The organism is Mycobacterium sp. E1386 (assembly GCF_001672745.1).
Taxonomy (GTDB): Bacteria; Actinomycetota; Actinomycetes; order Mycobacteriales; family Mycobacteriaceae; genus Mycobacterium.
In genome coordinates this window covers 1-633 of sequence record NZ_LZKH01000153.1, presented here as the reverse complement: position 1 = coordinate 633, position 633 = coordinate 1, and the positions used below count along the sequence as shown (strand labels likewise).

Annotated in this window: 1 protein-coding gene and 1 pseudogene; both read right to left on the bottom strand. The window is 69.5% G+C overall.

Annotated features, from left to right (window positions below; all coding sequences use genetic code 11):
• A partial coding sequence (locus A5709_RS28145) for a PPE domain-containing protein (RefSeq protein WP_156622491.1) occupies positions 1-75 on the bottom strand: 75 nt, incomplete at its 3' end.
• Between the two features lie 477 nt (positions 76-552).
• Positions 553-633, bottom strand: a pseudogene (locus A5709_RS27565) (hypothetical protein); the annotation flags it as partial.

Below are 633 nucleotides of genomic sequence, written 5' to 3'. Positions count from 1 at the left end.
CAACGGCCCCGAACCCGGACCCGCATACATCCGACCGGAATTAACCTCCGGCGGTAACGCCCCGAAGTCAAACACCTACGAACCCCCCGGCTCGAACCATGTGTTTCCCTTGCGAGTGTTCTGGATGGCTGCTTTCAAGCGATGCGCTTGCTTGCGAAGGCTAGAGCGCCGCGCCATCTCCTCGCTGCCCGTGACGGGTCGGTCGGCGAGGACGGCACCCCTTTGCAGCGGGCAGCGGGGAATGCACGCAAAGACGGGCCGGCGGACGCCCGCGGGCCCGGGCCGCCCGCTACCTGGGGGAACGGTGCGTCGGCCCTATCTCGGCCGACCAGTGATCCCGCGGAGCCGGGGCGGATCACACCGGGCGCGGGACAAAAAATCCGGTCGCAGATAAAGGGACCCCAGCGGCGTCGGCCGGAGCAGGGGCCGACGGCGCGGTGGGGCAAGGCCTCCGCCGCGCGGCGGTCCGCGGGGCCCAACGCGAAACACGCTTTAGCGCGGCACTTTTCGCGCGCTAAAGCGTGTTTCTACGCTGCCGAAAGCGACCGGTGGTTATCCGGCGAAGGGGGGTCGGGCCATGACGGTGGGCCGGAATCCGTATCGGGGTCCGGCGCCGGCGTGGGTGCCAGAGCC